This window comes from Faecalicoccus sp. (assembly GCF_036552745.1).
Taxonomy (GTDB): Bacteria; Bacillota_I; Bacilli_A; order Erysipelotrichales; family Erysipelotrichaceae; genus Faecalicoccus.
On sequence record NZ_JAXKBY010000218.1, the window covers coordinates 1 to 4,332 of the forward strand.

Consider the following 4,332-nt stretch of genomic DNA (forward strand, 5'->3'; position numbering starts at 1 on the left):
GTATATCGAACATGGTGATTATGGTTTGGGCGATGCCAACTATGCTTACATTCTTCGTGAAAACCAAATCAAAGATTACATCTATTATCGATATGCCAAGGCTTATGAACACATTGATTATGAAAAATCCAGAGCGATTGCCAATGAAGCCCTGCAGTTTGTCGATGATCGATATACGTATTATCCTAATATACGTCAATTACTGGAGAACTAAGTTTCTTCAGTTTTTTTCTTGATTTCTTGAAAAAAATTGGTATCATATACGAGATGTTAAGAGAGGTGTAAGGAATGGCAGCACAGACTAAGATACCGGAATGGGTCTTACAATGTTTAGATCAGTATGGCAATTGTGCTTGTGGAAGAAACATCACGAAGAAGATGGGAAAGGATAAACTTTTGGATGAATTGGAGGCATTAGGTTATCCTTGTGAATTGGAAATCTTATCCGATCAAAAAGAAAAAAGTGCATATCCAAAAGAAGCAACGTATATCCTGACATTAAAATCGCATGAAATACTGCAAGATGAAGAAGATGAAGACTAATTTTTGCCTTCATCTTTTTTTAAGTGATCTATGATTGATTGTACAAACCGCTTTGTGCTGGCATTTCCGCCTAAATCGGGTGTCAGACAAGTTTTATCGGCAAATACTTTATCTACGGCTTTTCGGATCGCAATAGCCGTTTTTTGTTGGCCGAGGTCTTCTAACATCATGCAGCTGCTTAAAAGTAAGGCTGTAGGATTGGCAATGCCTTTGCCGGCAATATCAGGCGCACTGCCGTGAACGGCTTCATACATGGCATGTGTATCTCCTTTATTACAGCTTGGTAGAAGGCCTAAGCCACCGATCAAGCCACTTGTTAAATCACTGATGATATCACCATAAAGATTTGGCATGACCATCACATCGAATTGTTGCGGGTGCATGACTAACTGCATACATGTGTTATCAACAATCAAAGCATTGGCTTCGATTTGTGGATAGTCTTTGGCAATTTCCTCAAAAATAGAAAGGAACAAACCATCTGTCTTTTTTAAAATATTGGCCTTATGCACACAGGTTACTTTTTTGCGGTTGTGTGTAATAGCGTATTCAAAGGCAGCTTTGATGATACGTTTGCTTGCCTTTTTTGTAATGATCTTATAGGCAATGACGGTGTTATCGTCGATGACCTCTTCCTTTCCTACATAAAGATCTTCGGTGTTTTCACGGAATGTGACGATATTGATATCTTTAAACAAGGTATCCAGACATGGGTTGGACTTGGCGGGGCGAATATTAGCCCATAGATCATATTTGTTTCGAAGTGTCACGTTTAAAGAACGAAATCCTTTGCCGATCGGTGTAGTGATCGGTGATTTCAACAATACCTTTGTTTTGTCAAAAGAATCAAGACCGTTTTGGGGGATAAATTCACCGTTTTTTTGATATACGGCTTCTCCTACATCAAAGATCTCGTAATTCAGTTGGGCGCCGGCGGCATCCAATATCTCCAAGATAGCATCGGTGATTTCCGGTCCGATTCCGTCACCTCTAAAAACAGTAATTGTCTGCATCTAATCTTCCTTTCTTTTTCCGACATAGACATTTGCCGGACGAATCAATTTTCGATTGTTTTGTCGATTTTCCAGGTGATGGGCCACCCAGCCGGCCGTTCTGGCCATACCAAATAAAGGAGTGTATAAGGCTTTATCGATTCCTAACATGGAATAGGCAAAGCCGGAATAAAAATCGACATTGGCACACGTTTCAATATGTTTTTGTTTACGCATTTGATAAAGAGCGGCTTTTTCAAAAGCACATAAGCAGTTGTATTTTTCCAATTCTCCTTTTTCCTGTGCCAATTCTTTACAAGCTTTCTTGATAACCTGACAACGAGGATCACTCTTGGTATAGATCGCATGTCCGATTCCATAAATCAACCCGGCATTGTCAAAAAAATCATGGTCTAGAAGTCTTTTGGCGATCTTACGAAGAACCTTTTGATCGGTCGTCGTGCCGATTTCATCAAAGATAGCATCAAACATGGCACTGGTTTTTATGTTAGCTCCACCATGACGTGGGCCTTTTAAAGATCCTAAGGCGGCGCTGATACAGGAGTAGATATCGGTACCGGTACTGGACATGACCACATTGGTAAAAGTGGAGTTGTTTCCACCGCCGTGATCGGCATGTAACATAAAAAGAATATCTAATAGAGAGGCTTCCTTTTGTGTGTAATGTGTATTTTGTCGGATGATACATAGTACATTTTCCGCTATGCCTTTATCGGGTAAAGGATAGTGCGTGATCTTTTCCTTTTTATAATGGCTCAACATTAATAAAGGCATACTGGCAAGGATATACATTCCTTTTAACATTCTTTCTTCCAATGTATCGGAATCTGGATCTACATCTTCCCCATAGAGCTTTAGAACTTCAATTTGAATGGCATTGAGCAGATTGGATGTCTGATAGTGAATATCGACATTGTGTGCATCGGCCATTTTAATCAGTTCTTTATGAAAGTCCAAAAGCTGTCGATGGGTAGGCAGTTTTCCAAATATCAGCAGGAAGGCGCTAAGTTCAAATCCGAACGGTGTATCTTTTCGCATAGCAACCAGATCATCGATATCATACCCTCGATAGATCAGGCGACCATCGATATGGATCTTGTTTCCGTTGCTGTATTCGTAACCGACAACATCACTGATCTTGGTTAGTCCGACTTTGACACCGGTTCCGTTTTCATTACGAAGACCGGACTTGACTCGATACTTGGCATAAAGAGAAGAATCAATATGATTGTCGTCTTCATATTCTTTATACAGTGCTTGTAAATTGATCATATACAATTCCTTTCATTTATTTTCATGTATTATAGCATATTCTTTCATTTATTTTCATAATTTGTTATAATAATCACTAAATGAGGAGAATGTTATGGAAAATCTAACACAAAAGCTATTAAAAACGCATTTGGTTTCTGGGAAGATGGTCAAAGGAGAGCCGATTTCCATCAAGATCGATCAAACTTTGACACAAGATGCGACCGGAACGATGGCTTATATGCAGTTTGAGGCCATGGGTGTCAAGCAGGTCAAGACAGAACTTTCGGTCAGTTATGTTGACCACAATACCCTGCAAAGTGGTTATATGAATGCCGATGATCATGCCTATCTGCAATCGGTAGCCAGTAAATATGGCATTTATTTTTCCAAGGCAGGAAATGGAATTTGTCACCAGGTTCATTTAGAGCGTTTTGCCAAACCGGGCAAAACACTGATCGGAAGTGATTCGCATACACCGACCAGCTCCGCTATTGGCTGTCTGGCAATTGGAGCCGGTGGTCTGGATGTTGCCAAAGCAATGGCAGGAATACCTTATCGATTAACGATGCCTGAAATCGTCGAGGTTCGTCTGCATGGGCGTTTGAATCATGGTGTTTCCAGTAAAGATATTATTTTGGAGCTGCTACGCAAGTTAAGTGTAAAAGGTGGTGTCGGACGTATCTTTGAATATACCGGAGATGCCCTGGAGCATTTAAGTGTCTATCAAAGAGCTACGATTACCAATATGGGCGCAGAATTAGGAGCCACGACTTCTATTTTTCCAAGCGATGAGATCACACGCGAATTCTTAAAGCGTCAGGGAAGAGAAAAAGATTATGTCGAACTCAAGGCAGATCCGGGAGCCACATACGATGATGTGGTGGAAATCCATTTAGATACTTTGGTTCCCTTGGCAGCCTGTCCGAATTCTCCGGATGCGATCAAAACGATTCAGGAGTTAGAAGGAACGAAAGTTGATCAGGTAGCCATCGGTTCTTGTACAAACTCTGGTTATGAGGATATGATGAAAGCTGCTGCCATTTTAAAAGGGAAAACCATTGCTCCTAATGTTTCGTTAGTCGTATCACCTGGTTCTCGTCAGGTTTTATTGAAGCTGATCGAAAGTGGTGCTTTGGCCACATTTATTCATGCCGGCGCACGTATTCTGGAGAGTGCCTGCGGGCCTTGTATCGGTATGGGACAAAGTCCAAAGAGCGATGGAATCTCACTACGTACTTTCAATCGTAACTTTTACGGTCGATCCGGTACGTTATCGGCCGGTATTTATTTAGTATCCCCGGAAGTGGCGGCTGCCAGCGCCATCCAGGGTGTCATCAGTGATCCTTCCAAGCTGGAATATGAGGATCAGTTTGAAAAAGAACCGGTCATTATCGATGATTCTTTGATCTATGCACCAAGCAAGGATCCGGAGTCGGTTGAAATCGTACGCGGGCCGAATATCAAACCGATCCCGGTCAATACACCGATGCCGGATCATCTTGAAAAAAAGGTTGTCATCAAA

4 protein-coding genes and 1 pseudogene are annotated in these 4,332 nt (G+C 41.3%); 3 read left to right on the forward strand and 2 right to left on the reverse strand.

The features are described from left to right. A pseudogene (locus U0M88_RS09915) lies at positions 1-214 on the forward strand (neurofilament protein); the annotation flags it as partial. Between the two features lie 74 nt (positions 215-288). Continuing rightward, a complete protein-coding gene (locus U0M88_RS09920) occupies positions 289-543 on the forward strand; it encodes a hypothetical protein (RefSeq protein ID WP_022790642.1) in 255 nt (84 codons plus the stop codon). On the opposite strand, the gene U0M88_RS09925 is transcribed toward U0M88_RS09920, so the two are convergent. Together U0M88_RS09925 and U0M88_RS09930 are read right to left on the reverse strand one after the other, a co-directional pair. Next, positions 540-1,556 carry an isocitrate/isopropylmalate dehydrogenase family protein gene (locus U0M88_RS09925; RefSeq protein WP_331869704.1) on the reverse strand — a complete coding sequence of 339 codons (1,017 nt, stop codon included), beginning with the start codon at positions 1,554-1,556 and terminating at the stop codon, positions 540-542. The two genes, U0M88_RS09920 and U0M88_RS09925, sit on opposite strands and share 4 nt — an antisense overlap. Continuing rightward, positions 1,557-2,828, reverse strand: a complete 1,272-nt coding sequence (locus U0M88_RS09930; RefSeq protein WP_321036008.1) for a citrate synthase — start codon at positions 2,826-2,828, stop codon at positions 1,557-1,559. Positions 2,829-2,922: 94 nt separating this feature from the next. Between U0M88_RS09930 and U0M88_RS09935 the strand changes: the two genes are divergently transcribed. Beyond that, positions 2,923-4,332: aconitate hydratase (locus tag U0M88_RS09935; RefSeq protein ID WP_331869705.1), on the forward strand; the 1,410-nt coding region annotated here is incomplete at its 3' end.